This window comes from Actinomyces capricornis, assembly GCF_019974135.1.
Taxonomy (GTDB): domain Bacteria; phylum Actinomycetota; class Actinomycetes; order Actinomycetales; family Actinomycetaceae; genus Actinomyces; species Actinomyces capricornis.
This window is the reverse complement of sequence record NZ_AP025017.1, coordinates 2,687,245-2,713,429: the sequence shown is the minus strand read 5'-3', so window position 1 is coordinate 2,713,429 and position 26,185 is coordinate 2,687,245. Positions and strand designations below refer to the sequence as shown.

Sequence of the window (26,185 nt, the reverse complement as noted above, 5' to 3'; positions counted from 1 at the left end):
CTCAGCGCACCTCGGCGATGGTGGGGCCAGGGGCGATCGGGTCGATGCCCGGCAGCTCCTCGGCCTCGGGGGCGGGGGCGCTCCCGGGGGCGTGCAGGGGCAGGATCTCGCGCGGCGGGCGGGCCTGCTTGTCGCGCACGACGACGATGCCGCGCAGGACCTCGCGCAGGGTGGAGTCGGTGCCCTGGCTGGCGGCGGGGCCCTGGAGGACGCCGCGCAGGAACCAGCGGGGGCCGTCGACGCCGATGAAGCGCACGGTGCCGGTGGAGGTGGTGCCGTCGGGGGCGCGCATGGGGATGTGGGCGAGGATCTCGGCCCCGTGCTCGCCCTCGACCTCCTCATGCCTGGCCCGGGCGCCCGAGAGCTCCCGGGCGATGTCGGAGCGCAGCTCCTCCCAGATGCCGGTGGTCTTGGGGGCGGCGAAGGCACGCAGCTCCAGGGCCGATCCGCCCAGGGCGAGCACCACGGCGGTGATGCTGCCGTCGGGGGCCTGCTCCAGGCGCAGCTGCATGCCGTCGACGGCGGGGATCCTCAGCGACCCCAGGTCCAGGCGCCCGACGTCCTCCTGATCACGGGGAAGGTCGTGGGAGTCCCAGGGGCCGTGGCCGCCAGAGGCCTGCTGAGAGCGGCTGGCGCGGGCGCCGCGCTCCGGCGAGGCGCCGTCGGCGGCCTCATCCCCGGTGCTGCCACTGCGTGTGTCGCGGCGCGAGAACAGTCCCATGAAGGTCTCCTGAGGTTGGCGGAATCGGGGCGCACCGCCCCGGGGCGCCACTCTAGATGATGGGCGGGTCGGGGGCAGGCCGAGGGGCGGCCGGTGGGCACTGCCGGCGGCGCCCGGCCCGAGCGACCGGATCAGCCCGCGCAGTCGGCGCACACCGGCAGGCCGGTGGCGTCGTCGACGTAGGCCAGCTGGCTGCGGTGGTGGACCAGGAAGCACTCCGAGCAGGTGAACTCGTCCTCGAGCTGGGGCACGACGTGCACGCTCAGCTCCTCGCGGGACAGGTCGGCGCCGGGCAGCTCGAAGCCCTCAGCGGCCTCGTTCTCGTCCTCCTCGATGGCCGCGGAGGACTGGTCCTTCTGCCGGGATGTCAGCTCCTCGATGGAATCGGCCTCGGGCTCGTCATCGTTTTTGCGCGGGGCGTCATAGTCGGTCGCCATGCCTCGTCACTCTCTCTGTCGACGGCTCTCGGTTGGCTCCCGGAGCTCAGTGGCCGAGGGCCGCTGCGGATCGGTGCCGCCGCGGCGGAGCACCGGCCCGGTTCCGGGGAAAGGGCACGCGCACCATAGCACCGGGGCGCGCTGCGTCAAGCAGTTTTACTCACATGTCCGGGCGGCGCGCGCCAAGGCCGCCTCCAGGACGGTCCTGCGCTCTTCACAGGAGGCACACCGGCCCGCCTCCCGCGCCATGGCTCCCGGGGATGGCAGGCTGAAGCCCGTATCGTGCAGATGGCGGGATGCGGAAGGAGACTCAACCCATGGTCGAGCTCGAACTACTGGGCGCCAACGGGGATACGGTCGTCATGACCGACGCTGAGGGCGAGCGCTACAGCATCGTCATCGACGATGCGCTGCGCGCGGCGGTGCGCCGCGACCGGGCCGCCGTCTCCCCCCAGCTCGGCCCGCTGGCCGCGGTCGGCGGCGCGGGGGGCACGGGCTCCTCGCCACTGCGCCCCCGCCAGCTCCAGGCCCTCATGCGCGCCGGTGCCACGGCCGCCGAGGTCGCCGCGAGCACGGGGATGAAGGTCGACCATGTGCGCCGTTTCGAGGGGCCGGTGCTGGCCGAGCGCCAGTGGGCCGTCTCCCAGGCGCAGGCCTGCCGCATCGGCTGGGAGAAGGACTCCCCACTGCTGGGCGAGCTGGTGGTCGACCGCCTGGCCACCCGCGGGGTGGACCCCTCCTGCCTGGAGTGGGATGCGCTGCGCGAGGGCCGTGAGCCCTGGCTGATCCTGGTGACCTTCATCCAGGCCGCCGAGGAGAAGCAGGCCCGCTGGACCCTGGATCTGACCTCCCGCGCCGTCCACGCCCTGGATGATGAGGCGCGCTGGCTGACCGAGGCGGCCTCGGCCGGGCGCCGCCCCGTCGTCTTCGACCAGGACTCCGCCGCCCAGGGGGCGCGCAGTGCACAGGCCGCCCCCTCGGCGCATTCAGCGCATTCGGCGTACTCGGCGCCGGCGGGCTCCCCCGCTCCCGCGGCCTCGGCGGTCTCCGCCGCCTCGGCCGCCAGTGCCCCGGGCTCGGCCCCCGGATCGGCGGGCTCCCCCGCACCCGCCCCGCCGCCGGCCTTCCACGAGGCCCCCGCTCTGGAGATCCCGACGCTGGCCGCCTCGGCCCAGGACAGCACTGATGCGCTCCTGGCCGACCTGGCCTCGAACCGGGGCCGGCGCATGGAGGTCGAGCTGCCCCTGGACGACGACGCGCTGCCCCCGATCCCGGGCAGCGCCCCGGCTGCGGGCGGCACGGGCCAGGCCCACGGCGCAGGCGATCAGGGCGGCGTGGCGACACCCACCGGCGCGCCCGCCTCGGCGGGCCACGAGCCCGAAGCGACCACCCAGACCTCGGGGATCCGCGCCCAGGTGTACTCCATGTCCGAGCGCAGGCGGCGCTCGAGCAGCAATCACCCGGCGGGATCCCGGCTCGGCGGCCAGGAGGGCGCCGCCCACGGTCCCGGGGGGCTGCCGCCCTCGGCGGTGCCCACGGCCTCGGCGGGCATCCCCCGCCAGGGCATGCAGGCCCCACCCCACCCGCCGGCAGGGCCAAGCGCTGAGTCGGCCGCACCGGCTGGTGCGCCGGCCGCCGCACCAGCAGCAGGGCCGGCCACTGAGCCCGCCACCGAGCCGGTCCCCCAGGTGCCGGCCTCGCGCCGCGGCAGGGCGGTTCCCGGCCAGGAGCCCCTGCCGCAGATGCCCGCCGCCCCCACGCCCAAGCCCAAGCGGCGCTCGGCCCGGCGCACGATGCCCTCCTGGGACGACATCGTCTTCGGGGCCAAGCCCGAGTAACGCCCGGCCGCCTCCTGCCGCGCTCAGGCGCGCCCAGCAGCGCTCAGGTGCGGGTGATCAGCAGGGGCACCAGGGTCTCGGCGGGGGTCAGGGAGCCGTGCACGCCGGGCATAGCCATGGCCGCCGGGGAGTGGGCGCGCGGATCGACCACCACCCATCTGCCGGCCATGGCCACCACCACGTCCCCCACGACGCTCAGGGCCCGCTCGTTCAGGGGCCCCAGGAGGGCGGCCGCCTCCCGGCGGGTGCCCACCCAGGCCGCCCGCTCCCCCAGCTCCTCGCGCCAGCGCTGGGCGACCTGATGGGCCAGGTCCTCATCGCCGTCGGCCACGTGCAGGTGGGTGAAGCGCGGCTCGCCGGCCACGGCCACCACGTCGCGGGCCAGGGCCCCGACGGCGGGGATGGTGATGCGGTGCTCGGCGTCGGTGTCCACCATGCCGTGGTCGGCGGTCAGGATGATGCGCGTGCCGGCGGGGACCCGACGGCGCAGCTCGGCCATCGCCGCATCGAGCCGCTCGAGCTGGGCGAGCCACTCCTGGCTGCGCCAGCCGTGGGCGTGGCCGGTGTGGTCGAGCTCGCCGACGTAGAGGTAGACCAGGGGCGTGCCCCGGCGCAGCGCCTGCGCCGCCAGGCCCGGGCGGGCCTCGAGGCGGTCGGCCCCCAGGTGCTCGGTGCCGCGCAGGCCCGCCACGGTCAGGCCCGAGCCGGCGAAGCGGGCCGGGCCGATGCTCACCGCCGCGGGGGCCCCCGTCCCGTCCTGGGCGCGCAGGCGCTCGAAGACGGTGGGCACCGGCTGCCAGGCGCCGGGGTCGATGGCGCTTCCCTGCCAGGAGATGAGGCTGAGGAGCTGGTCGGGGTGCGGCGTGGTGCCCTCGGGCAGGACCGGCCCCACCTGGGGGCTCAGGACGCTGTAGCCCACCATGGCGGTGGCCCCGGGCAGGGCCGTGGTGCCCAGCATCGTCAGGGCCGCCGCGGTGGTCGAGGGGGCGCAGGTGCTCACCGCGGCCTCGAGGCCGTCACCAGCGCCGGGACCGGGGCGAGCGGCGCGGGTCTCGGCGAGCCAGGAGCGCAGGGTGGCGGCATGCCCCATGCGCTGGCCCAGCAGCTCCATGCCCAGGCCGTCGACCAGGACCAGGACGGTGCCCGCGCTCTCCTCCATCCCCCAGGCCCGGGCCAGGGCGCGGGCGCGCGCCTGGTCGAGGGCCGCCGGGGTCCCGGCCTCGGACAGCGACAGGCCCGCGCCCACGGCCGCGGCCGCCAGGACGCCGCGCAGGCCCGGCTCGCTCATCGGCCGGCCAGCTGGGCAGTGGCCCGCGACAGGGCCCCGGCGAAGGCCTGGGCGCGCTCCAGGGCGGCGTCGCCCTCGACACCGGCGGCGATGCGCAGGGCGATGTCGTCGGGCATGGAGACCCCGGTCACGCCGTGATCGGCCTGGCACTCGGGGTCGGCGCAGGAGGTGGGCTCCAGGTCGATGCGGCGCACCGAGCCCCAGGACACGGCGATGGTCATCTCGGTCAGGGTGCCCCCGCCATCGGCGGGCTCGCGCACCCCGCGGGTCAGGGCCACCGAGCCGATCCGGCTGATGGGCACGGCCTCGGAGGTGGCCAGGGCGCCGGGGCGCCCGTCCTCGCGGGGGGCGTCGTCGACGTGGACGATGATGAGGCGGCTGGCGGTCAGCACCAGGACGGTCAGGTGCCGGTGGACGGCCTCGGCGAAGGTCGTCTCGGCCTGGACCAGGCTGATCTCCACCTCCTCCCCCGCGGCGCTGAGCGCCAGGGTGTCCAGGACGAGGTCGGGGTAGTAGCCGGCGCGCTCAACCTCCCGGGCCAGCTCGGCCCCGGCGCGCGAGGCGCACAGGGCCCGCCGCTCCAGTCGTTCCATCGCAGTCATGCCAGCATTGTGCCACTGCTTGCGCCGCTGCCGGCCGCAGGCCCGTCACCGGCCCCCGCCCGGTCCGGGGTGTCGGTGGTTTGCTTCGCGGGCCCAAGACCGGAGAATGCGCCCATGCCGAAGTCCGCCTCCACCCAGGCCCCTCCCCCCGACGGCGAGATCGTCGATCTCAGCCTCTCGGCGGAGATGCGCTCGAGCTTCCTGGAGTACGCCTACTCCGTCATCTACTCCCGGGCCCTGCCCGACGCCCGCGACGGGCTCAAGCCCGTCCAGCGCCGCATCCTGTTCCAGATGGACCGCATGGGCCTGCGCCCCGACCGCCCGCATGTCAAGTGCTCGCGCGTGGTGGGCGATGTCATGGGCCGCCTCCACCCCCATGGGGATGTGGCCATCTACGAGGCCCTGGTGCGCATGGCCCAGCCCTTCACCATGCGCCTGCCCCTGGTCGACGGGCACGGCAACTTCGGCTCCCTGGACGACGGCCCCGCGGCCGCCCGCTACACCGAGGCGCGCCTGGCGCCCCCGGCACTGGCCCTGACGGCCGATATCGACGAGGACACCGTCGACTTCTCCCCCAACTACGACTACACCCTCACCGAGCCCGAGGTGCTGCCCGCGGCCCTGCCCAACCTCCTGGTCAACGGGGCCTCGGGCATCGCCGTGGGCATGGCCACCAATATGCCGCCCCACAACCTCCATGAGGTGGTGGCCGCGGCCCGCCACCTGCTCACCCACCCCGAGGCGGGACTGGAGGAGCTCATGGGCTTCGTGCCCGGGCCGGACCTGCCCGCCGGCGGCATGATCGTGGGCCTGGACGGCATCCGGGAGGCCTACCGCACAGGGCGAGGCAAGTTCCTCACCCGCGCCACCGCCCATATCGAGTCCATCGGCCCGCGCCGCAAGGGCATCGTCTTCACCGAGCTGCCCTACATGGTGGGGCCCGAGAAGGTCATCGCGCGGATCAAGGAGGCGGTGACCTCCAAGAAGCTCCAGGGCATCACCGAGGTCAACGACCTCACCGACCGCAAGAACGGCACCCGCCTGGTGGTGGGCATCAAGAACGGCTACAACCCCGAGGCAGTCCTGGCCCAGCTCTACCGGCACACGCCCCTGGAGGACTCCTTCGGCATCAACAACGTGTGCCTGGTCGACGGCCAGCCGCGCACCCTGGGGCTGCGCGAGCTGCTGGAGGTCTTCGTGCGCCACCGCCTGGAGGTGGTCACGCGCCGCACCCGATTCCGCCTGGACCGGCGCCGCGAGCGCGCCCACCTGGTGGAGGGCCTGCTCATCGCCATCCTGGACATCGATGAGGTCATCGCCCTCATCCGCTCCTCCCAGGACGCCGCCGACGCGCGCACCCGCCTCCAGCAGGTCTTCGACCTGACCGAGCCCCAGGCCTCCTACATCCTGGAGCTCCAGCTGCGCCGGCTGACGAAGTTCTCGGTCATCGAGCTGGAGAAGGAGCGCGAGGAGCTGGCCCGCGAGATCGAGGCCCTGGAGGCGATCCTGGCCGATGAGGTGCTGCTGCGCCGGGTGGTCTCGCGTGAGCTGGAGGCGGTGGCCGAGCAGTTCGGCACACCGCGGCGCACCGTGCTGCTGGAGGCCCCGGGCACCGGGGGCCAGGAGGTCGCGGCCCCGGCCGGTGGGGCCGGCGGGTCCGGTGCCGGCGGTGGGGCCGGGGCCCTGCCCCTGGCGGTCAGCGCCTCGTCGGACGCCCCGCTGACAATTCCCGATGGCCCCTGCCGGGTGCTGCTGTCGGCCACGGGCCGGGTGGCGCGCGTCCAGGGCCAGGAGCCGGTGCTGCGCACCGGTGGGCGCCAGAGCCATGACGCCCTGGCCGCCCAGGTGCCCGCGAGTGTGCGCGGCGCGGTGGGGGCCCTGACCAGTGCCGGTCGCCTGGTGGTCCTGGAGGTGGTCTCCACCGCGGAGATCCCCCGCACCGAGGGGGCCCCGTCCCTGGCGGGGGGCACCCCGGTGGGCCAGCTGCTGGACCTGGATCCCGGTGAGACGGTGGTGGGGCTGGCGCCCCTGGGTCGGGACCAGGTGGCGCCGATCGTCCTGGTGACGGCCGCGGGGGTGGTCAAGCGGGTCAAGCCCGGTGATGAGCCGCGCAATGCCGAGGCCTGGGAGGTGATCTCCCTGGCGCCGGGCGACCGGGTGGTCTACGGGGGGACCGCCGGGGATGAGGACGTGCTGGCGCTGGTCAGCTCCGATGCCCAGCTGCTGCGCTTCCAGGCGGCCAAGGTGCGCCCCCAGGGCCGGGGCGCGGGCGGCATGGCGGGCCTCTCGCTGCGCGAGGGGGCCAGGGTCATCGCCGCCGGGGCGGTGCCCGAGGAGCTGGTGGCCGAGGCGGTGGTGGTCAGTGTGGCCGGGGCTCGTGGCGCCCTGCCGGGCACCGGCGGGGGCAGTGCCAAGGTCACGCCCCTGGACCGCTACCCGGTCAAGGGGCGGGCCACGGGGGGCGTGCGCACGCACCGCTTCCTGCGCGGTGAGGACGAGCTGGTGGCGGCCTGGGTGGGGGTGGCCCCGGCCCGGGCGGTGGGCCCCGATGGCAAGGCCGTGCCCCTGCCCGAGCCCGATGAGCGCCGTGACGGCTCGGGCACCCCGCTGGCCGGTGCCCTGGCGGGGATCGGATGATGGCCGGCCTGCTCATCCGCGGGGCGCGCCTGGTGCCCTTCCGCTCCCGCACCCGCCTGGCGGCCCTGCGCATGAGCGGCGCCCGGCCCCGGGGTGGGCCGCCGGGGCCGGCACCGGAGCCGGTCGATGTGCTGGTGCGCGACGGCGTCGTGGCGCAGGTGGGGCCGGGCCTGGGTGCCGGGGAGCTGGGCCGCGGGCGGGCCGGTGGGCTCAGGGTCCTGGAGGCCGGGGGCGCCTTCCTCATCCCCGGGCTATGGGACGCACACGCCCACCTGGATCTGGAGGCCGCCCGGCAGGCGCGCCTGGACACCGCGGCCACCACCAGCGCCGAGCAGGCCCTGGAGATCGTGGCGCGCGCCGCCCGCGAGCTGCACGGGGGCGGCCCGGGCGAGGGCGGCCCGGTGAGTATCCAGGGCTTCGGCCACCGCCTGGCCAACTGGCCGCGCACCCCCACCGTGGCCGAGCTCGACGCCGTCACCGGGGCCATCCCCACGGTCCTCATCTCCGGTGATGTCCACTCCGGCTGGCTGAACTCCGCGGCCCTGGGCGCCCTGGGGCTTGCCGGGGCCGGTCCGGGAGCGCCTGGCGGCCCGATCACCGAGGATGCCTGGTTCGCCCTGCTGGACCGCCTCGATGAGATCCCCGGCAGTCGCGAGCTGCGCGAGTCGGGGTACCGGGCGGTCCTGGAGCGCATGGTGGCCCTGGGGGTCACCGGCGTGGTGGACATGAGCTGGGCCGAGGGCCCCCAGGACTGGCCGCGGCGCCTGGCGGCCATGAGTGCGCAGGGTGGCGGGCCGGCGGTCCTTCCCCGTATCCGCACGGCCGTCTACCGCGAGCGCCTCCAGGAGTGGATCGACGCGGGGCTGCGCACCGGAGCGCCGCTGCCGGGCTCTCCCCGGGCGGCCGATGGCAGCTCCCTGGTGGTCCAGGGGCCGCTGAAGGTGATCGCCGATGGCTCCATGGGCACCGCCAGCGCCCACATGTGCGCCCCCTACCCGGCGGCCCTGGGCCTGGAGAGCCCCTGCGGGGTGGCCAATATCGGCCGCCGGGAGCTGGCCCGCCTCATGGAGCGCGCCCACCGGGAGGGCTATGAGGTGGCCATCCACGCCATCGGGGATGCGGCCATGAACGATGTGGCGGCCGCCTTCGCCGCCTCCGGGGCCCGCGGGAGGGTCGAGCACGCCCAGCTGCTGCCCGCCGACGCCCTGGCCCGGCCCGAGGGTGCGCTGCGGCGCCTGGTGGCCTGCGGCGTCGAGCTGTCCATCCAGCCCGCGCACCTCATCGACGACTGGGCGGCCGTGGGTCGGGTGTGGCCGGGGCTGGAGGCGCGCAGCTACGCCTTCGCCGACATGATGGCGGCCGGAGCCCTGCTCCACCTGGGCTCCGATGCGCCCGTGGCGCCCCTGGACCCCTGGCTGGCCATGTCGGCGGCCGTGGGGCGGCGCACCCCCGGGGGCGGCATCTGGTCGCCGGAGCAGTGCCTGTCGGCCGAGGAGGCCCTGGCCGCCTCGGTCGGCGGCGCCTCCAGCGTGCGCCGCGGCAGCCGCGCCGATCTGGTGCTCCTGGAGCGCGACCCGCTGAGCCTGGAGGCCCAGGAGCTGGCCGGCCTGCGCCCGGTGGCCACCATCGTGGCCGGAGCGGTGGCGTGGGCGGCGTAGGGACGGTGGCATGAGGATCGTGATCGCCCCGGACTCCTTCAAGGAGTCCATGTCCGCTCCCCGTGCAGCCGCCGCCATGGCGCGGGGCGTGCGCGCCGTCCTGCCCCGGGCCCAGGTGGTCGAGGTGCCCATGTCCGACGGCGGTGAGGGCTTCACCCGGGCGGTCGCCGCCTGCCTGGGCGCCCAGATCCTCCGGGTGGAGACCATCGACGCGCTCGGGCGGCCCACCATCGGGCAGATGGCGGTGGCGGGCACCACGGTGGTCATGGAGATGGCCACCTGCTGCGGGCTCGAACTCATCGCTCCCGAGGAGCGCGACATCCTGGGCTCCGACACCCGCGGGGTGGGCCGCCTCATCCGCGCGGCCCTGGATGCGGGGGCTCGCCGCATCCTGCTGGGCATCGGGGGCTCGGCGACCAACGACGGCGGGGTGGGCATGCTCGCCGAGCTGGGGCTAGGACTCCTGGGCCCCGGGGGCCGCCGGATCGGCCCGGCCCCACGCGACCTGGCCGCCCTGGAGCGCATCGATGCCTCGGGGCTGGATGCGCGGCTGGCCTCGGTGAGTATCGAGGTGGCCTGCGATGTGGACAATCCCCTGCTGGGCCCGCGCGGCGCCAGCGCCGTCTTCGGCCCTCAGAAGGGTGCCGGGTCCGAGCAGGTGGCCCGCCTCGATGAGGTGCTGGCCACCTGGGCGCGCGTGAGCGGGCACCCGGATCTGGCCCAGCGGGCCGGGGCCGGGGCGGCCGGCGGCCTGGGCTTCGCCCTCATGACCCTGCTGGGGGCGCGCCTGGTGCCCGGCGTGGAGCTCGTGGCCCGCACCGTGGGCCTGGAAGGCCTCATCGCCGGAGCCGATCTGGTCCTCACCGGTGAGGGATCGGTCGATGCCCAGACCCTGGCGGGCAAGACCCCCGCCGGGGTGGCCCGGATCGCCCGGGCCCGGGGCGTGCCCGCCGTCGTCCTGGCCGGGCGGGTGGGGGCCGGAGCCGATGCCCTGCTGGAGGCCGGATGCCTGGCCGTGGTCTCGATCAGCCAGGGTGATACCACCAGCCTGGCCCAGGCCCTGGAGGCCGCCGAGACCAGCGCCGAGCGCGCCGCGGCCAGCGTCATGCGCCTGTGGGCCCACCGCCCGCCCTGCTGACAGGCTCCCAGGCCAGGAGGGCTTAGACGTCGAGCACGTAGAGGATGGTGCCGCGGGTGGGCTCATAGCCCAGGGACTCGTAGAGCTCCGAGGCGCCGTCGGGGTTATCGGTGTCCACGCCGGCGGCCGCATAGTCCATGCCCTCGGCCGCGTAGGCGCGCATGGCCGCGCACAGCAGCGCCGAGCCCACCTTGCGGCTGCGGTAGTCGCTGAGCACCCCCAGCATGTCGCTGTAGCCCTCGCGCCACCCCAGGGCCTCCCAGTCCTGCTCGTAGCGGCTCGAGCGCAGGTAGCCGGCCACGCGGGCGCGGTCGCTGGAGCGGTCCATGACCACGAAGCTCCAGTGGGGCACCACGAAGGCGCCGCCGGCCGCCCACTCCTCGGCGCTGACCGTATGGGCCCCCCAGTCATCGCCGACCGCCTGGTTGTGGGCGCGGCGCACCAGGTCGTCGATCTGCGGGGTCCAGGGCTCCACGCTCAAGAAGCGGTCCAGCTCGATCTCGGGGATCTCCTGGGCCAGGGAGCGGCGCACCTCCCGGTACCAGCGGCGCGGCTCGAAGCCCAGGTGGTGCAGGTGCTCCTGCATGCGCTCGTCGTCCTCCAGCACCGTGGTCACCACATGGGCCACGGCGTGCTGGTCCCCGCTCGTGCCCCGCCCACCGGCCCGCTCGGCGCCCACCAGGTGGCGGGCCCGCTCGGTCTGCCAGTGCAGCAGGGCCCGTCCGATGCCCTGCTTGCGGCTGGCCGGGTCCACCACCCCGGTCATGGAGGCGTAGATCTCCCCGGCGGGCCGCAGCCGCACCAGGCCGAAGGCGCGCATGACGCCCTCGGCGTCGCGCCCGGCCACCCCCGAGTAGGTCGGGTCGACGAAGTACTCGGCGGTCTCCTGCTCCGTGGTGCGGTAGGGCGGGTTGTCCACGGCCTCGGCGCGGGCGATGAGGGCGGCCAGCTCGGCGTTGTCCTCCGGCCCCAGGGGCATCCAGGACAGGTGCCGGGGCAGGGCCGAGCGCGGGCCGGGGCGCAGCATCGCCCAGGGCGAGTGTCCCCCGCCGCGGGGGTATCCGTAGACCGGTGCCATGGGCGCCTCCTTCAGTGCTCGCAGTACTCGGCTCCAGTACTCGGCGGGGCCGCCGGCTTCCGGGCGCCCGTAGCCCCCGCCGTGGCGCCCGTGAGGAGACTACCCCAGGGCGGTGCCCGCGCGGCCCGTGCGCGGCTCAGGCGTCGATGCGCTCCCGGTCGATGTCGGAGGCGCCCTCGATGATGAAGTCGCGCCTGGGCTCGACGGTCGAGCCCATGAGCAGCTCGAAGACGGACTCGGCCTCCACCAGCTCGGCCTCATCGCCCAGGGTGATGCGCCGCAGGGTGCGGTGCTCGGGCTCCATGGTGGTCTCGGCCAGCTGGTGGGCGTCCATCTCCCCCAGGCCCTTGTAGCGCTGGGGCTCCTTGAAGCTGCGGCCCTGGCGCTCCAGGCGGCGCAGGGTGGCCACCAGCTCCTCATCGGAGTAGGTGTAGAGGACCTCCTTCTTGCGCCGCCCCTGGCCGGACACCTCGATGCGGTGCAGGGGCGGGACGGCGGCGAAGACGCGCCCGGCCTCGATCATGGGGCGCATGTAGCGGAAGAAGAGGGTCAGCAGCAGGGTGCGGATGTGGGCGCCGTCGACGTCGGCGTCGGTCATGAGGATGACCTTGCCGTAGCGGGCCGAGGACAGGTCGAAGGTGCGCCCCGAGCCCGCGCCCACCACCTGGATGATGGCGGAGCACTCGGCGTTGCGCAGCATGTCGGCCTGGGAGGCCTTCTGGACGTTGAGGATCTTGCCGCGGATGGGCAGCAGGGCCTGGAACTCGGAGTTGCGGGCGTTCTTGGCCGTGCCCAGGGCCGAGTCGCCCTCGACGATGAACAGCTCGGAGGCCGCGACGTCGTCGCTGCGGCAGTCGGCCAGCTTGGCCGGCAGGGTCGAGCTCTCCAGGGCGGTCTTGCGGCGGGTGATCTCCTTGTGCATGCGGGCGCTGATGCGCGCCCGCATCTCCCCCACGATCTTGTCCAGCAGGGCCCGGGACTGGGTCTTGAGGTCCCGCTTGGAGGAGGTCAGCAGGGCGGTCAGCTCGGTATCGACCACCTTGGCCACGATCTGGCGCACGGGGGCGGTGCCCAGCACCTCCTTGGTCTGCCCCTCGAACTGGGGCTCGGGCACCCGCACGGTGATGACCGCGGTCAGGCCGGCCAGGATGTCGTCCTTCTCGATGCGCCCGTCGCGGCTGGTGACCTTCAGGGCCCGGGCGTTGGACTCGATCTGCTTGCGCACCACGCGGGTCAGGGCCTGCTCGAAGCCGACCAGGTGGGTGCCGCCCATGGGGGTGGCGATGATGTTGACGAAGGAGCGCTCGGTGGTCTCATACCCGATGCCCCAGCGCAGGGCGATGTCCACGGTGCAGGTGCGCTCGACCTCCACGGGGCGCAGGTGCCCGCTGGCATCGAGCTGCTGGACGGTCTCGGTGTAGGTGCCCGAGCCGGTCAGGCGGAAGGTGTCGGTCACCGGGGCGTCGGTGGCCAGGAAGTCCACGAAGTCGGCGGTGCCCCCGAGGGCCTGGAAGACCTCGATGTCCTGGCCGCCGGTGTCGAACAGGTCACCGCTCTCGGTGGGGTTCTTGGCCGAGGCCCGCAGGGAGGGCTCGGCCACGGCGTCGTCGGTGGCGCCCGCGTCGGCGGCGGGAGTGGTGGAGGCGGCCAGGGCCTCAGCCTCGGGGCGCTGGTCATCGAGGGTGAGCCTGAGACCGGGGACTAAGAAGCTGGTCTGGCGCAGGCGGGCGCGCAGGGCCCCGGCGTCGTACTCGGCGGGGCGCGGGAAGATCTGGGGGTCGGCCCAGTAGCGCACACGGGTGCCGGTCACCCCCCGCTTGACCCTTCCGACCACGCGCAGCTCGGAGGCCCGGGTGAAGCCGGTGAAGGGCGAGTCGGGGCCGCGGCCCGCCGAGTCGTCGAAGGTGCCCGGCTCCCCGCGGTGGAAGCTCATGGCGTAGGTCTTGCCGCCCCGGTCGACCTCGACGTCCATGCGCGCGGCCAGGGCGTTGACCACCGAGGCGCCCACGCCGTGCAGGCCCCCGGCGGCCCCGTAGGAGCCGCCGCCGAACTTCCCGCCGGCGTGGAGCTTGGTGTAGACCAGCTCGACGCCGCTCAGGCCCGAGGAGGGCTCGATGTCCACCGGCACGCCGCGGCCGTTGTCGCGCACCTCGATGGAGCCGTCGGCGTGGACGATCAGGGAGATCTCGTCGCCGTGGCCCTCCAGGGCCTCATCGACGGCGTTGTCCAGGATCTCCCACACGCAGTGCATGAGGCCCCGCTGGTCGGTGGAGCCGATGTACATGCCCGGGCGCTTGCGCACCGCCTCCAGTCCCTCCAGGACGGAGAGGTGGCGGGCTGAGTAGTCTCCTCGGCTGGTGGTCTTCTCGGTAGGGGGCACGGCCGGACTGTAGCCGATACGCGGCCCGCGGGCCGCCTCCCGCGCCGCGCCCGGGCCAGCACTGGTCAACCCGAGCGAGCACGGCGCCCCCTGGTGCGCCGTCGGCGAAACGGGATGCGCCGCAGGCGGAAACCCCGCTTTCCGGGGTCTGCCGGCCCCGGCCCCGTGATGGAATGCCGGGCATGAGCACCACCAGCACCTCCCAGGCTCGCCAGGGCGCTGAGACCGCCGTCGAGCAGACCGACGCCCCCGCAGCCGACCAGGCCCAGCAGCGCCCCCTGACCACGGCGGACCGCTGCGATGTGTGCCAGGCCCAGGCCTATGTGCGGGCGGTCATGCTCACCGGGGAGCTCTTCTTCTGCGCCCACCACGCCCGCCAGCACGGCGAGAGGCTGCGTGAGGTCGCCCTGCTCTTCCAGGACGAGTCCTCCCGGCTGACCAGCGGCGAGTAGCAGCGAGTAGCCGAATGATGCCGACCGACCCAGCCTCCCCCGTGCACTCGGCCCCCTCGGTGCGCCGTCCCGCCCGCTGCCCGCGGCTGGGCGCCGTCGTCGTGATCGGCGCGGCCCTGGCCCTGGCGGTGGCGGGCTGCTCGAGGGCATCCACCGGCGCCTCCTCGCCGTCGGGCGCCCCCAGCGCCGGGGCCAGCGCCCCCTCCACCCAGGCGGTGACCACCATCGATGTGCGCGCCCCCGAGGAGTACGCCGAGGGCCACCTGGAGGGCGCGGTGAACATCGACATCACCGCCGAGGACTTCACCTCCCGGATCCAGGAGCTCGACCCCAGCGCCTCCTACCAGGTCTACTGCCGCTCGGGGAACCGCTCCGCCCAGGCCGTCGCCGCGATGCGCGAGGCCGGCTTCACCCGGGTCACCGATCTGGGCAGCCTCCAGGAGGCGGCCAGCACCACCGGACTGGCCACCGTCACCGAGTGACCGAGTAGGCCGCAGCAGGCCGACGTAGGCCCCGCGCGCAGTGCCCTGCCGGAGCCCCAGAGGGGCGCCCGGCAGGGCACTGGCTGTATCGAGGCGGTGCCAGTCCAGGCAGTCAGTCCAGGTAGTCGCGCAGGACCTGGCTGCGCGAGGGGTGGCGCAGCTTGGACATGGTCTTGGACTCTATCTGCCGGATGCGCTCACGGGTGACCCCGTAGACCTTGCCGATCTCATCCAGGGTCTTGGGCTGGCCGTCGGTCAGGCCGAAGCGCATGGAGACCACGCCGGCCTCCCGCTCCGAGAGCGTGTCGAGCACGGCGTGCAGCTGCTCCTGCAGGAGGGTGAAGCTCACCGCGTCGGCGGGCACCACAGCCTCGGAGTCCTCGATGAGGTCGCCGAACTCGCTGTCCCCGTCCTCGCCCAGGGGGGTGTGCAGGGAGATCGGCTCGCGCCCGTACTTCTGGACCTCGACGACCTTCTCCGGGGTCATGTCCAGCTCGACGGCCAGCTCCTCGGGAGTGGGCTCGCGGCCCAGGTCCTGGAGCATCTGGCGCTGGACGCGGGCGAGCTTGTTGATGACCTCCACCATGTGCACCGGGATGCGGATGGTGCGGGCCTGGTCGGCCATGGCCCGGGTGATGGCCTGGCGGATCCACCAGGTGGCGTAGGTGGAGAACTTGAAGCCCTTGGTGTAGTCGAACTTCTCCACCGCGCGGATGAGGCCCAGGTTGCCCTCCTGGATGAGGTCCAGGAAGAGCATGCCCCGGCCGGTGTAGCGCTTGGCCAGGGAGACCACCAGGCGCAGGTTGGCCTCCAGCAGGTGGTTCTTGGCCCGCTGGCCGTCCTGGGCCACCCAGTGCAGCTCGCGGCGCAGCTTGGCTGGCAGGTCGTTGCCCTCCTCGGCCAGGAGGTGCTCGGCGTAGAGCCCGGCCTCGATGCGCTTGGCCAGCTCCACCTCCTGCTCGGCGTTGAGCAGCGCCACCTTGCCGATCTGCTTGAGGTAGTCCTTGACCGGGTCGGCGGTGGCACCGGCGGTGACCACGCGCTGGGCCGGCTCGTCGCCCTCATCGGTGTCCGAGACGGTGAAGGAGCCGTCCTTGTCCCCCGACTTCGCGCGCTTGCCCGCCTTCTTGGCGGCCGCCCTCTCGGCCTCCTCGCGGCGCATCCTCTCCAGCTCACCGGTCAGGGCGGCGATGGAGGGCTGCATCTTGATGCCCTTGATGACCCAGCCGCGGAAGATGTAGCCGTTCTGGGCCAGGTAGTCGCGCGCGACCATGGGCTCGGAGCCGGCCACGATGAAGCGGGGCACGGGCCCGTGCCCGTAGGGGGCCAGGGTGATGGGCTCCTCGATGGTCCCGTGCCCGGAGATCTCCAGGTCCTCCACGACGGTGCGCGAGCGGATGAACAGGGTGGCGCCCGGGGCCAGGCGCACCCCCTTGAGGGAGGCCACCGTGTTGAAGGGGCGGCGCTTGGTGCCGTCGCCGTCCTCCTCCAGGCTCACGTCCAGGTAGTAGTCTCGCAGCTCGGGGGCAGGGCCCTCGTCCTGGGCGCCCGAGGCCTCCTGCTCGTCATCCCGGTCGTCGGAGTCGTCGTCGGAGTCCTCGAGGTCCTCCTCGTCCTGCTCGTCCTGCGAGTCCTCGTCGAAGTCCTCGTCCTCCTTGTCGTCATCCTCCTCGTCGAGGTCGAAGTCCTCGTCCTCGACGGTGTCATCGACGTCGGAGAGCTCGGCGCGCTCGCGTGTCATTGTGGAAGAAGCCACGGAGTTCCTTTCGCGTGGGCGTGCGGGTGGGTAGCGGGTGGTAGGCGGGTCGCGGTGCGCGGGCATGGGCCGCACCACGGGCTGAAGCGGACAACCGTCCGAGTGTAGCGTTTATTCCCCGGGGCCTTGGCCGCCACGGGCCCTCTAGGCTAGCGCCATGAGCGATGTCAGCGACATGAACAGTGCTCAGGGCTCGGGCCTCGCCGACGCACTGGCGGCCCTGCGCACCGCCGTGGAGTCCCGCCTCATCGAGGTCATCGAGGCCCACCGCCGGGACTGGCAGGACCTGGGCCGGGCCGGAGCGCACATGCTCGATGCCGCGGCCCTGGCTCTGCGTGGCGGCAAGCGCATGCGGGCGGTGCTGGGCGGGGTGGGCATGAGCCTGCCCCAGGGCTCCCCCGATCCGGCCGCACGCTTGGCCGGCCCCCACTCCGCCCACCTGGGGGCGGCCCTGGAGTTCTACCAGGCCAGTGCCCTGGTGCACGACGACGTCATGGACGGGGCCCTGACGCGGCGCGGGCTCCCGGCGGCGCACCGGGCCTTCGCCTCTAAGCACGCCGAGGGCGGCTGGCGCGGCCGGGCCGAGGACTTCGGGGTCAGCGGCGCCATCCTGCTGGGGGATCTGCTGCTGTCCCTGGCCTGCCAGGAGATGAGCGCCCTCAGCGCCCCGCAGGGGCCGGCGCGGCAGGGCTCAGGGCGGGAGGGCTTCCCGCACGCCGGCGCGGCGCTGCGGGCGCGGGCGGCCTTCGACGCCATGACCGCCGAGGTCGCCCTGGGCCAGTTCCTCGACGTGCGCAGCGAGGTCACCCCCTTGCCCCTGGACCAGGACCCCGGGCGGGCCTCGGCCCGGATGCACCACGACGCCCTGGCCGTCATCCGCCACAAGTCCGCCCGCTACTCCGTCCAGCACCCCCTGCTCATCGGGGCGCTGCTGGCCGGGATGGAACCGGCCAGCCGGGCCGCCGAGCTGCTGGGGGCCTTCGGCGAGGAGATCGGCATCGCCTTCCAGCTGCGCGACGACGAGCTGGGCGCCTTCGGGGACCCCCGGCGCACCGGCAAGCCCGCGGGGGACGACCTGCGCGAGGGAAAGCGCACCGTCCTGCTGGCCCTGACCTGGGGGCGCACCGACGACGCCGGGCGCGCCCTGCTGGGCGAAGTCCTGGCCAACCGGGAGGCCGGCCAGGACCAGATCGGGGCCGTGGCGCGGATGATCGAGGACTGCGGCGCCAGGGCCGCCCATGAGGAGGCCATCGCCACCCACCGGCGCGCCGGGGAGCGGGCGCTGGAGGAGCTGCGGGCGCTGGCCGGCGGGCGGGGGGTGGAGCCCGCGGCCCTGGAGGAGCTGGCCCACCTGGCGCTCAGGCTCACCGAGCGCGAGGCCTGAGCCCGCGGGGGCCGGGGCCCGGCGCTGGCGCACCCGGCCCTCGGTTGACCGTAGAATCAGTCCCGTGGTCACGGATCCCCTCATCGGTCGTCTCATCGATTCTCGCTACGAGATCGTCGACCGCGTCGCCCGTGGCGGCATGGCCACCGTCTACCGCGCCCACGACCGCCGCCTGGATCGCCGGGTGGCGCTCAAGCTCATGCACGCCCACCTGGCGGACTCCCCCGACTTCGTCTCGCGCTTCCGCCGCGAGGCGCGCGCCGCCGCCCGCCTGTCCAACCCGGGGGTGGTGGCGGTCTATGACCAGGGCAGCCTGGAGGGCGTGGCCTACCTGGTCATGGAGTACGTGGAGGGGCCCACCCTGCGCGACCTCATCGCCTCGGGCCCGCTGTCGGTCAAGGAGGCGCTGGGCCTGGTGGCCCAGGTGCTGCGCCCCCTGGGGGCGGCGCACCGCGCGGGCCTGGTGCACCGGGACATCAAGCCCGAGAACGTCCTGCTGCCTTCGGACGGCTCGGTGGCCAAGGTGGCCGACTTCGGGCTGGCGCGCGCCGTGACGGAGGTGGCCCAGACCACGACGGGCAATGTGCTGGGCACGGTGGCGTACCTGGCCCCCGAGCTCATCACCTCGGGGGCCTCGACCTCCCGCGCGGATGTCTTCTCCACGGGCATCGTCCTGTACGAGCTGCTCACCGGCGAGCAGCCCTTCACCGCCGACTCCCCCATCCAGATCGCCTTCCGCAACGTCCATGAGGACGTCCCCCTGCCCTCGGCCCTGGTGCCCGAGATGCCCGCCGACGTCGATGAGCTGGTGGCCATGATGACGCGCCGCTCCCCCGAGGACCGGCCCGAGGACGCCGATGCGGCCCTGGCCCTGCTGCGCAGCGTCGTGGAGGAGCTCAGCGCCTCGGAGCTGGCGGTGCGCCGCGGGGGCGGGACCGGCTCGGTGCGCACCCAGACGGCCATGTCGGCCAACGCCCAGGCGGCGCGCGCCGCGATCGCCGACAGCCCCCAGGATGGGGAGGAGCCCCAGGCCCCGCCGCATGCGGGCATGCGCACGATCTCCCTGCCCATCGGCTCCATCGGCCCGCGCCCCGAGCAGCGCACGCGCCGACTGCTGCTCAGATCCGGCTCCCAGGACGCCCAGCGCACCCATGAGATCACCGTCGCCCCGGTGCGCTCGGCCGGCTCGGCGGCCACTGCCGGCTCAGCGGGCTCGGCCGGGGGATCCCGCCCGGAGCGCTCCGGGCGGGCCTCCGGGGCGGGGGCGGCCGCCCCGCTGCGCTCCCGGCGCGCCGTCGTCATCGGGGCGGCCCTGGCCATCACGGCCACCAGTGCCTCGGCCGCATGGTTCTTCAATGCCGGCCCGGGCCGACGCATCCCCGTGCCCGACATCGTGGGCATGGGCCAGGATGAGGCCAGGTCGGCCGTGGAGGCCGAGGGCCTGGTGTGGTCTCCCCCCACGCGCGACTACTCCGATACGGTCCCGGCGGGCAGCGTCATCTCCTGCGAGCCGGGGGTGGGCCAGCGCGTGGCTCCTGGCCGGGCGATCACCGCCGTCGTCTCCCGGGGCGTGCAGACCACGCAGGTGCCCGACCTGGCGGGCAAGACCGAGGAGGAGGCGCGCGCCGCCCTGGAGGCCCAGGGCCTGAGTCTGGGCGAGGTCACCCAGGACTACTCCGCCGACGTCGCCGCCGGGCAGATCATCTCCTCCGACCCTGCGGCGGGCAGGACCGTCAACCACTCCACCTCGGTCTCGGTGGTCGTCTCCCAGGGCAGGCGGCCCACCACCGTGCCCGACGTGGCCTCCATGAGCAAGAAGGAGGCCACGGAGGCCCTGGAGAAGGCGGGGCTGCGCCTGGGGCAGACCTCGGAGGCCTACTCCGATGAGGTCAGCAAGGGCAAGGTGGTCTCCTCCTCCCCCGCCGCGGGCGCCGCGGCCTCCTACGGGGACTCGGTGGACCTGGTGATCTCCAAGGGGCCCGAGCAGGTGGCGGTGCCCGATGTCACGGGGATGAGCGAGGATGACGCCAAGGAGACCCTGGAGGACGCGGGGTTCAAGGTCGATGTCAAGAGGCGCCTGGGCGGCGCCTTCGACTCGGTCCGCTCCACGGACCCGGCCCCGGGCACGCGGGTCAAGCCGGGCTCGACGGTGACCATCTACGTGTGGTGAGCCCGCCGTGAGGCCGGCGCCCCGGTCTCAGCGCAGGAGCTCGGCGACCTCGAAGGCCATCTCCAGGGACTGCTGGTGGTTGAGGCGGGGGTCCACGAGGGTCTCGTAGCGCCGGGCCAGGGCGGCCTCGTCGATGAGCTCCCCGCCACCCAGGCACTCGGTGACATCATCGCCGGTGAGCTCGACGTGGATGCCGCCGGGGACGGTGCCCATCTCGCGGTGGACCTCGAAGAAGCCGCGGACCTCCTCCATGATCGTGTCGAAGCGGCGGGTCTTGTAGCCGTTGTCCGAGGTGATGGTGTTGCCGTGCATGGGGTCGGTGATCCAGGTCACCGGCCGCCCGTCGCGGCGCACGGCCTCGACGAGGGGCGGCAGCGCCTGGCGGATGTGCTCGGCGCCCATGCGGGTGATGAGGCTCAGGCGCCCGGGCTCGCCGGCCGGGTTGAGGTGGTCGATGAGCTCGAGGAGCTCGCGGGGCGTGGTGGTCGGGCCGATCTTGACGCCGACCGGGTTGTGGATGCCCTCGAGCAGGGCCACGTGGGCGTCCCCGGCACCGCGGGTGCGCTCCCCCACCCACAGCAGGTGGGCGGAGGTGCCGTACAGGCGCCCGGTGCGCGAGTCCTGGCGGATCATGGCGTCCTCGTACTCCAGCAGGAGGGCCTCGTGGGCGGCGTAGAAGTCGACCTGGCGCAGGGCCTCGAAGTCGACGCCGGCGGCCTCCATGAAGCGCATGGCCCGGTCGATCTCCCCGGCGAAGGACTCGAAGCGCTTGTAGGCGGGGTTGGCGGTGAAGCCGCGGTTCCAGGAGTGGACCTCGCGCAGGTCGGCGTAGCCGCCCATGGTGAAGGCGCGCACGAGGTTGAGGGTGGTGCCCGAGCGCAGGTAGGCGTCCAGCATGCGCGCCGGGTCGGGGGTGCGGGCCTGGGCGGTGAAGGCGTGCCCGTTGACCGAGTCACCCCGGTAGGAGGGCAGAGTCACGCCGTCGCGGGTCTCGGTCTCGACGCTGCGGGGCTTGGCGTACTGCCCGGCCATGCGCCCGATCTTGACCACCGGGGTGGAGGCCGCGTAGGTCAGGACCGCGGCCATCTGGAGGATGGTCTGGACCTTGAGGCGGATGGAGGTGGCCGAGTTGTCGTCGAAGGACTCCGCGCAGTCCCCTCCCATGAGCACGAAGGCCCGGCCCTGCGCGGCTGCGGCCATCTGGGCGCGCAGGGCGTCGACCTCGCCGGCGAAGACCAGCGGTGGACGGGCGCGCAGGTCCTCCCCCACGGCCGCCAGGGCCTCGGCGTCGGGGTAGGCGGGCTGCTGGAGGGCAGGCCGGTCCCGCCAGGCCGGGACGGCGTTGCCAGGAGTGTCGAGCTCGTTCATCACGGGCGCCAGCATAGGTCAGCGCGCCACAGGCACCGCCATGGTGGTCACCAGGTGGGCGCAGGCGGGCCTGGCCCGCTCAGGAATCGGCCGTGCCCGGTGCCGGGATGTCCAGCAGCCTGCTGGTCAGCTCCAGCAGGAGCGCCCGCTCCTGGGCGGTGAGCACTGCCAGGAACTCCTCCTCGGCGGTGGCGATGGCCCGCTGGCCCTCGGCGATGACGTGGTGCCCCTTGTCGGTGATGACCACGACGTGCTTGCGCCGATCGGCGGTGCTGCGCTGGCGCGAGGCCAGGCCGGCCGCCTCGAGGTCATCGATGACCCCGACCATGACATTGGGGTCGATGCCCAGTAGTGCGCTCAGCTCCTTCTGGGACAGCGAGGGGGCTGCGGCCACGGTGGACAGCACGTTGAAGTGGCGGGGCCTCACCCCCACGCTCCCCAGGGCGCCGGAGGCACGGTCGAGGGCCACGTCACCCAGCTTGATCAACCGGTACCCCAGACCTGCCGACAGGGGCGACCCCAGGCTCACTGCCACGACATCCTCCACAGGGCTTGATCGCCCCGACCTGCCCGGAGCGCGTTTCGATGGTACTACCGTGCCAGCACCACCGGATAAACCAATCTCGGTTTACATATCATATTGATCGCATACCATAGCGGTCATGAACGAGATGAGGGGCGCCGCGCAGTGCCGCACGACAGCCCACCGGACCAGCCGCTTCGAGGCCTGCCTGGAGGCGATCGCGCGATGGTCGGTCCAGCGCCGGCGAGCGGTGGCGGCCGCGGCCCTGGCCCTGCTCGTCCTTGCCGCCGTCGCCGCGGCCGGGACGATGCCCCGCCTCCAGCTGGCCAGGTTCGAGGTGCCCGGCTCCCCGTCCGTGCTCGCCGCGGACCACCTGGAGAGCCGGGGCACCGGCACCCCCAACCTCACCCTGCTCCTGCGCCCCGCCCAGGGCCACGCCCTGGACGATCCGCAGGTGCGCGACTCTGCCGACCAGGTGGCCCGGAGGCTGGAGCAGACCCCGGGGGTCGAGGGCGTCTTCTCCTACTGGAGCACCGGGCACTGGGAGGCCATGTCCTCACGCGAGGGCGACAGCGCGCTCATGATGGCCCGCCTGGTCGGCGATCCGACGACGACGCGCACCCTCCTGGACGACCTGTCCCCCGCCATCTCCGGCCGGCACGGGGCGGTGCACGTGGAGGTCGGCGGCAGTGACGAGGTCTTCCGGCAGGTGGCCGACCAGGCCCGGGCCGACTTCCTCATCGCCGAGGTCATCATCCTGCCCGGGGTCCTGGTCCTGCTGCTCATCGTCCTGCGGCGCCCGGCGGCCGCGCTGGCGACCCTGGGCCTGGGGATCGCCTCGGTCCTGGGGTCCATGGCCCTCATCGGGGTCATCGCCTCCCTGACCGAGGTCTCCACCTTCGCGGCCAACCTCATCCTGGTCATGGGCATCGCCCTGGGCGTGGACTACGGGCTGTTCGTCATCGCGCGCCACCGCGAGGCGCGGGAAGGCGGCCTGGACCCGGAGGGCGCCGCGATCCAGGCGGTGCGGGGCGCGGGGCATACGGTCATCGTCTCGGCCGCAGCGGTGGCCGCCGCCCTGGCCGCACTCCTGCTGCTGCCCTTCCCCTTCCTGAGGTCCTTGGCCTACGCGGGGATCTGCGTCGTCGCCGTGGCCACGGTCCTGGCCGTCGTCGTCCTGCCGGCCCTCCTGGCGATGCTGGGCGCCCGGGTGGACGGGCGGGGCCCCGGCACCGGCCGCGATGACGGGCTCTTCGCCCGCGGGGCCCGGGCGGCGATGCGCCGTCCGGTCGCGTGCCTGCTGGCGGGCCTGGCGGTCACGGCGGTCATGGCGCTGCCGGTGCTCAGGATGGAGGTGGGGCCTCCCGATGACCGCATCCTGCCCCCGCACACCAGCAGCCGGCAGGTGGCCCAGGCCATCCGCGAGGGCTACCCGGTGGATGTCGATGACATGATCGCCATCTCGATGACGGCCCCGGCCGATCAGGGACCGCCGCAGAAGGCCCGCGGCTACGCCGAGGCCCTCAGCCGCGTACCGGGGGTCAGTGAGGTGGTCGACCCACGGGAGCGCGGCCTGCCGATCGACGTGCCCCTGGTCCTCATCCCCACCGAGGAGGCCCTGGAGGCCGATCCCTACGCGCTGGTGGAGCGGGTCAGGGCGGTGCCCGGGCCCCAGGGCGCCGTCGTGGGCGGGTACCCCGCGGAGCTGGCGGACTACCGCCAGGCCCTGATCGAGCGCCTGCCCCTGGCGCTGGGCGTCCTGCTGCTGCTGAGCACCCTGGTGCTGGTGGCGGCCACGCGCAGTATCGTGCTGCCGATCAAGGCGGCCCTGCTCAACACGGCGTCGCTGTCGGTGCTGGGCGGGGCGCTGGTGTGGGTCTTCCAGGAGGGGCACCTGGCCTGGCTGCTGGGGGTGAGCACCACCGGGACCCTCGACCTGTCGATCCCGATCCTCATGGTGTGCATGGCCTTCGGGCTGTCCATGGACTACGAGGTGCTCCTGGTGCTGCGCATCCTGGAGGAGCACCGGCGCGGGGCCGGGCTGGAGGATGCGGTGGCCGTCGGGGTGCAGCGCTCGGCCCCGCTGGTGACCAGTGCCGCGGGGATCCTGTCGGCCTCCTTCCTGGTCTACCTGACCTCCTCCATCGCCTACCTCACGATGCTGGCGGTGGGCATGGCCCTGGTCATCCTCCTGGATGCCACCCTCATCCGCCTGGTGCTCCTGCCCGCGACCATGAGGCTCATGGGGCGGGCCAACTGGTGGTGGCCCATCCCGCCCCGAGGGGGCCGGCGACGAGGGCGCCCCGCCGCCGCGGACCGCTGAGGGCGGCCTGCGACGGCGGGGCGGGGGCTCGGCGGCGCTGAGGGCGCTGAGGCCCGGCGGCTCAGTGCTCGGCGCTGACCTCGGCGGGCTCGATGCTCTGGCCGAGCTCGCCCATGAGCTCGATGAACCAGGGCTGGGTGATGTCGAAGGGCTTGGCGCCGGCGATGCGCGGGAAGGCGATGGCGGCCAGCTCGTCGTTGTTCTCCTCGTCCTGGCCGATGACGCCGGACTCGCCGCGCAGGGCGCACTCGACGGCCAGGTCGCACATCTGCTTGATGAGGGCCAGGTCCTCGGCGTTGGCGTGGGCGGCGCGCGAGTAGTAGCCGGACTTCTGGACCATGACCTTCTCGGCCCCGATGAGCTCGGCGAACTGCTTGGCGAACCACTGGCCGGGGTTGATGGTGTCGAGCTTGACGTGGCCGAAGGGGTCGCGCTGGACCTCCTGGCCCGCGGCCTCCATCTCGGCGATGATCTCGGGGACGCCCGCGCCCTCGGACAGGAAGATGTTGACATTGCCCTGCTCGTCCATGATGGCCTTGAGGCGCTCGGCCTCGGCGGCGATGTCGAGCTTGGCCTCGGGGACGAAGACGGCGTGGACGTCCCAGCGCTCCTTGGTCAGGCCCAGGGAGGGGGCCCACTTCCTGGTCTTGAGCAGGTCGTGGTAGCGGCGGGCGGTCTCGGCGGTGAGGTAGCCGCAGTTGCGGCCCATGCACTCGTGGACGATGAGCATGCGGGGGTTGGAGCGGTGCTCGCCGATGATGTTGAGGGCGAAGCCGGCGCCCTCCTCGGCGGCGGTCCAGGCGCCCAGGGACTGGCGGATGGGCACGACGTCGTTGTCAATGGTCTTGGGCAGGCCCACGACGGTGAGCTCGTAGTCGTTGTCGTGCAGGTAGGCCGCCAGGTCCGCGGCGGTGGTGTTGGTGTCGTCACCGCCGATGGTGTGCAGGACGTCGACGCCGTCCTTGCGCAGCTGCTCGGCGGCGAACTCCAGGGGGTTGACGCCCTCGGCGACCAGCCCGCGCTCGACGAGGTTCTTGGCGTTGGTAAGCTTGACGCGGGAGTTGCCGATGGGCGAGCCGCCGTACTCGCGCAGGATCCCGGCGTTCTTGCGGGCCTCGTCGTCGATGACGATGTAGTTGCCGGTCAGCAGGCCGTGGTAGCCGTACTGGTAGGCGATGATCTCGACCTCGGGGGCGACCTCGGTGTAGCGCTCGATGAGGTCGCCGACGGCGGCGGACAGACAGGGGGCGAAACCGCCCGCGGTGAGCAGGGCGACGCGACGGATCGACATCGGGAACCTTTCAGGTTGTGGACTCGCGGGGCGTGGGCCCCGGTCGGGATCGTGCGGCGCATGCCGCACCGGGCACGAGTCTACGTGCCATCGGCGCCCGCGGGCGGCGACCGGCAGTTGGGACCCCGGTAGGAGGCGGAGCGCGGGCCGGCGGGAGGGGCGCACAGGGCTGAGGGCCTCGAAAGGGCGTCGGTTCGCGATTTCGACGTCGCTTCGCGACGTGGACGTACCCTGCGGGTGTCGCCTCCGTCGCGAAGCGACGCCCATTGTGCGCGCCGCCGGCCCCTGCGCCGCCCAGGGCGAAGACCCGTGGGAGCCTTCGCGGGCCGGGGCCTCCACACATCCGGGGAGCAGGAGCACCCACGAGGGTCCTTCCCGGCACGTCGCACAGCACACGACGACAAGCCCGCCGGCATTGGGCACCAGGACCCATTCGTGCGCGGCTCCCCCAACATCGACCCCGATCCGTCGTCGCTGCTCCGCTACGGGCCGATAACGCCGAGCCGAGCACCGCAGCCAACCGCAAGCAGATCACCATCCAGCCGCCGGATCAGGCCAGGCCTAGCGCTCACTGCACGTCTTCAGGATATCGGGGGCGGGGCGGGCCGTGAATGAGGGCCTGCGGCAGGGTGAGGGTTGACCAACCTCCCGGACGCCTT

The 26,185-nt window shown here is 73.7% G+C and carries 19 protein-coding genes; 9 read left to right on the top strand and 10 right to left on the bottom strand.

All coding sequences use genetic code 11. The annotated features are described in order from the left end of the window. Position 1: 1 nt before the first annotated feature. Both MANAM107_RS11125 and MANAM107_RS11120 read right to left on the bottom strand, forming a co-directional pair. Entirely contained in the window at positions 2 to 721 is a 720-nt protein-coding gene (locus MANAM107_RS11125; RefSeq protein WP_223908384.1) for a DUF3710 domain-containing protein, read from the bottom strand. 131 nt (positions 722 to 852) lie between these two features. Further along, on the bottom strand, positions 853 to 1,158 hold the full coding sequence (locus tag MANAM107_RS11120; RefSeq protein ID WP_124933930.1) for a DUF4193 domain-containing protein: 306 nt from the start codon (positions 1,156 to 1,158) through the stop codon (positions 853 to 855). Positions 1,159 to 1,475: 317 nt separating this feature from the next. On the opposite strand from MANAM107_RS11120, the gene sepH reads away from it, so the two are divergent. Beyond that, positions 1,476 to 2,996 (top strand): septation protein SepH, encoded by a 1,521-nt coding sequence (gene sepH, locus MANAM107_RS11115; protein WP_223908380.1) that lies wholly within the window; start codon positions 1,476 to 1,478, stop codon positions 2,994 to 2,996. Between the two features lie 43 nt (positions 2,997 to 3,039). Here the strand turns inward: sepH and MANAM107_RS11110 are convergent, their stop codons facing one another. Together MANAM107_RS11110 and MANAM107_RS11105 are read right to left on the bottom strand one after the other, a co-directional pair. Continuing rightward, positions 3,040 to 4,284 carry an alkaline phosphatase family protein gene (locus MANAM107_RS11110; protein WP_223908376.1) on the bottom strand — a complete coding sequence of 415 codons (1,245 nt, stop codon included), beginning with the start codon at positions 4,282 to 4,284 and terminating at the stop codon, positions 3,040 to 3,042. After that, positions 4,281 to 4,886 carry a DUF5998 family protein gene (locus tag MANAM107_RS11105; protein WP_223908373.1) on the bottom strand — a complete coding sequence of 202 codons (606 nt, stop codon included), beginning with the start codon at positions 4,884 to 4,886 and terminating at the stop codon, positions 4,281 to 4,283. Before MANAM107_RS11105 ends, MANAM107_RS11110 begins: the two co-directional genes overlap by 4 nt. A 114-nt stretch (positions 4,887 to 5,000) precedes the next feature. On the opposite strand from MANAM107_RS11105, the gene MANAM107_RS11100 reads away from it, so the two are divergent. Genes MANAM107_RS11100 through MANAM107_RS11090 form a run of 3 tightly spaced genes read left to right on the top strand, consistent with a single transcriptional unit; the run spans position 5,001 to position 10,319 of the window. Continuing rightward, positions 5,001 to 7,523: a DNA gyrase/topoisomerase IV subunit A gene (locus MANAM107_RS11100; protein WP_223908370.1), complete on the top strand. Its 2,523-nt coding sequence runs from the start codon at positions 5,001 to 5,003 to the stop codon at positions 7,521 to 7,523. Next, complete coding sequence (locus tag MANAM107_RS11095; protein ID WP_223908367.1) at positions 7,523 to 9,181, top strand: amidohydrolase; 1,659 nt, start codon at positions 7,523 to 7,525, stop codon at positions 9,179 to 9,181. The genes MANAM107_RS11100 and MANAM107_RS11095 overlap by 1 nt, the downstream gene beginning before the upstream one ends. A 10-nt stretch (positions 9,182 to 9,191) precedes the next feature. Continuing rightward, positions 9,192 to 10,319 carry a glycerate kinase gene (locus MANAM107_RS11090; protein WP_223908363.1) on the top strand — a complete coding sequence of 376 codons (1,128 nt, stop codon included), beginning with the start codon at positions 9,192 to 9,194 and terminating at the stop codon, positions 10,317 to 10,319. Positions 10,320 to 10,341: 22 nt separating this feature from the next. Here MANAM107_RS11090 and MANAM107_RS11085 read toward each other — a convergent pair whose 3' ends face one another. Beyond that, complete coding sequence (locus MANAM107_RS11085; RefSeq protein ID WP_179899738.1) at positions 10,342 to 11,397, bottom strand: GNAT family N-acetyltransferase; 1,056 nt, start codon at positions 11,395 to 11,397, stop codon at positions 10,342 to 10,344. Between the two features lie 136 nt (positions 11,398 to 11,533). Beyond that, positions 11,534 to 13,777, bottom strand: a complete 2,244-nt coding sequence (locus tag MANAM107_RS11080; RefSeq protein WP_223908360.1) for a DNA gyrase/topoisomerase IV subunit B — start codon at positions 13,775 to 13,777, stop codon at positions 11,534 to 11,536. A 173-nt stretch (positions 13,778 to 13,950) separates the two neighbouring features. Here MANAM107_RS11080 and MANAM107_RS11075 point away from each other — a divergent pair, with 173 nt between their 5' ends. Both MANAM107_RS11075 and MANAM107_RS11070 read left to right on the top strand, forming a co-directional pair. Further along, positions 13,951 to 14,229 (top strand): DUF7455 domain-containing protein, encoded by a 279-nt coding sequence (locus MANAM107_RS11075; RefSeq protein ID WP_179899736.1) that lies wholly within the window; start codon positions 13,951 to 13,953, stop codon positions 14,227 to 14,229. Between the two features lie 17 nt (positions 14,230 to 14,246). Continuing rightward, on the top strand, positions 14,247 to 14,711 hold the full coding sequence (locus tag MANAM107_RS11070; protein WP_223908357.1) for a rhodanese-like domain-containing protein: 465 nt from the start codon (positions 14,247 to 14,249) through the stop codon (positions 14,709 to 14,711). Between the two features lie 112 nt (positions 14,712 to 14,823). Here the strand turns inward: MANAM107_RS11070 and MANAM107_RS11065 are convergent, their stop codons facing one another. After that, entirely contained in the window at positions 14,824 to 16,467 is a 1,644-nt protein-coding gene (locus tag MANAM107_RS11065; protein WP_223908355.1) for an RNA polymerase sigma factor, read from the bottom strand. Between the two features lie 157 nt (positions 16,468 to 16,624). Between MANAM107_RS11065 and MANAM107_RS11060 the strand changes: the two genes are divergently transcribed. Continuing rightward, on the top strand, positions 16,625 to 17,851 hold the full coding sequence (locus MANAM107_RS11060; protein ID WP_223908352.1) for a polyprenyl synthetase family protein: 1,227 nt from the start codon (positions 16,625 to 16,627) through the stop codon (positions 17,849 to 17,851). A 64-nt stretch (positions 17,852 to 17,915) separates the two neighbouring features. After that, on the top strand, positions 17,916 to 20,021 hold the full coding sequence (gene pknB / locus MANAM107_RS11055) for a Stk1 family PASTA domain-containing Ser/Thr kinase (protein WP_223908349.1): 2,106 nt from the start codon (positions 17,916 to 17,918) through the stop codon (positions 20,019 to 20,021). A 27-nt stretch (positions 20,022 to 20,048) separates the two neighbouring features. Here pknB and MANAM107_RS11050 read toward each other — a convergent pair whose 3' ends face one another. Both MANAM107_RS11050 and MANAM107_RS11045 read right to left on the bottom strand, forming a co-directional pair. Next, complete coding sequence (locus MANAM107_RS11050) at positions 20,049 to 21,389, bottom strand: class II 3-deoxy-7-phosphoheptulonate synthase (RefSeq protein WP_373314102.1); 1,341 nt, start codon at positions 21,387 to 21,389, stop codon at positions 20,049 to 20,051. Positions 21,390 to 21,468: 79 nt separating this feature from the next. Further along, positions 21,469 to 21,858 carry a MarR family winged helix-turn-helix transcriptional regulator gene (locus tag MANAM107_RS11045; RefSeq protein WP_223908342.1) on the bottom strand — a complete coding sequence of 130 codons (390 nt, stop codon included), beginning with the start codon at positions 21,856 to 21,858 and terminating at the stop codon, positions 21,469 to 21,471. 193 nt (positions 21,859 to 22,051) lie between these two features. On the opposite strand from MANAM107_RS11045, the gene MANAM107_RS11040 reads away from it, so the two are divergent. After that, the gene (locus MANAM107_RS11040; RefSeq protein ID WP_223908338.1) at positions 22,052 to 24,235 is read left to right on the top strand and encodes an MMPL family transporter; all 2,184 of its coding nucleotides are present in this window, start codon (positions 22,052 to 22,054) and stop codon (positions 24,233 to 24,235) included. 61 nt (positions 24,236 to 24,296) lie between these two features. Here MANAM107_RS11040 and MANAM107_RS11035 read toward each other — a convergent pair whose 3' ends face one another. Continuing rightward, entirely contained in the window at positions 24,297 to 25,526 is a 1,230-nt protein-coding gene (locus tag MANAM107_RS11035; protein WP_223908335.1) for a pyrophosphate--fructose-6-phosphate 1-phosphotransferase, read from the bottom strand. Positions 25,527 to 26,185: the final 659 nt, after the last annotated feature.

Coding starts and splice junctions, on each gene's coding strand:
- MANAM107_RS11075 (WP_179899736.1), top strand. CDS start 13,951: ATGCCGGGCATGAGCACCACCAGCACCTCCCAGGCTCGCCAGGGCGCT.
- MANAM107_RS11060 (WP_223908352.1), top strand. CDS start 16,625: ATGAGCGATGTCAGCGACATGAACAGTGCTCAGGGCTCGGGCCTCGCC.
- MANAM107_RS11050 (WP_373314102.1), bottom strand. CDS start 21,389: ATGAACGAGCTCGACACTCCTGGCAACGCCGTCCCGGCCTGGCGGGAC.
- MANAM107_RS11070 (WP_223908357.1), top strand. CDS start 14,247: ATGCCGACCGACCCAGCCTCCCCCGTGCACTCGGCCCCCTCGGTGCGC.
- MANAM107_RS11090 (WP_223908363.1), top strand. CDS start 9,192: ATGAGGATCGTGATCGCCCCGGACTCCTTCAAGGAGTCCATGTCCGCT.
- MANAM107_RS11125 (WP_223908384.1), bottom strand. CDS start 721: ATGGGACTGTTCTCGCGCCGCGACACACGCAGTGGCAGCACCGGGGAT.
- MANAM107_RS11100 (WP_223908370.1), top strand. CDS start 5,001: ATGCCGAAGTCCGCCTCCACCCAGGCCCCTCCCCCCGACGGCGAGATC.
- sepH (WP_223908380.1), top strand. CDS start 1,476: ATGGTCGAGCTCGAACTACTGGGCGCCAACGGGGATACGGTCGTCATG.
- MANAM107_RS11110 (WP_223908376.1), bottom strand. CDS start 4,284: ATGAGCGAGCCGGGCCTGCGCGGCGTCCTGGCGGCCGCGGCCGTGGGC.
- MANAM107_RS11105 (WP_223908373.1), bottom strand. CDS start 4,886: ATGACTGCGATGGAACGACTGGAGCGGCGGGCCCTGTGCGCCTCGCGC.
- MANAM107_RS11120 (WP_124933930.1), bottom strand. CDS start 1,158: ATGGCGACCGACTATGACGCCCCGCGCAAAAACGATGACGAGCCCGAG.
- MANAM107_RS11095 (WP_223908367.1), top strand. CDS start 7,523: ATGGCCGGCCTGCTCATCCGCGGGGCGCGCCTGGTGCCCTTCCGCTCC.
- MANAM107_RS11035 (WP_223908335.1), bottom strand. CDS start 25,526: ATGTCGATCCGTCGCGTCGCCCTGCTCACCGCGGGCGGTTTCGCCCCC.
- MANAM107_RS11040 (WP_223908338.1), top strand. CDS start 22,052: ATGAACGAGATGAGGGGCGCCGCGCAGTGCCGCACGACAGCCCACCGG.
- MANAM107_RS11085 (WP_179899738.1), bottom strand. CDS start 11,397: ATGGCACCGGTCTACGGATACCCCCGCGGCGGGGGACACTCGCCCTGG.